The sequence below is a fragment of the Planobispora rosea genome (genome assembly GCF_014648175.1).
In the GTDB taxonomy this organism is placed as follows: Bacteria; Actinomycetota; Actinomycetes; order Streptosporangiales; family Streptosporangiaceae; genus Planobispora; species Planobispora rosea.
On sequence record NZ_BMQP01000149.1, the window covers coordinates 1 to 602 of the forward strand.

General features: G+C 71.8%; 1 protein-coding gene. It reads left to right on the forward strand.

The window, feature by feature from the left end:
- Positions 1 to 17 precede the first annotated feature (17 nt).
- Positions 18 to 602, forward strand: a 585-nt coding sequence (locus IEZ08_RS39170) for a ketoacyl-synthetase C-terminal extension domain-containing protein (RefSeq protein WP_308426635.1), incomplete at its 3' end; no start/stop codon positions are given.

Below are 602 nucleotides of genomic sequence, written 5' to 3' on the forward strand. Positions count from 1 at the left end.
ACGCACCCTCCCCGCACGTGGACTGGACAGCCGGCAAGGTCGAACTCCTCACCCAGACCGTGAACTGGCCGCGCGGTGATCGGCCGCGCCGCGCCGGGATCTCCTCCTTCGGCATCAGCGGGACCAACGCTCACCTGATCATCGAGGAGGCGCCGGCGAGCGCTGAGGCGTCAGCGTCGCGCTGGCCGAACGGCGTACCGCTGCCCTGGCCGCTGTCCGCCCGCACCGAGGAGGCGCTGCGCGACCAGGTCACCAGGCTCACCGACTTCCTCGCCGAGAAGCCCGAGCTGAGCGCGCTGGATGTGGCCTACTCACTGGCCGCCACCCGAGCCCACCTGGAGCACCGGGCGGTTCTGGTGGCCGGCACTCGCGAGGAGGCGTCCGGTGTGGAGCCGGTCCGCGACGCGGTGCTCGGGGAAGCCAGGACGGCGTTCCTGTTCACCGGGCAGGGCAGCCAGCGCCTTCAGATGGGGGAGGAACTCGCGGCGGCCTTCCCCGTCTACGCCGGGGCGTTCGCCGAGGTCTGTGAGATCTTCGACGGCCTGCTGGAGCGGCCGCTGCGCGAGGTCGTCTTCGGTGAGGACGCCGGCCTGCTCAACCAG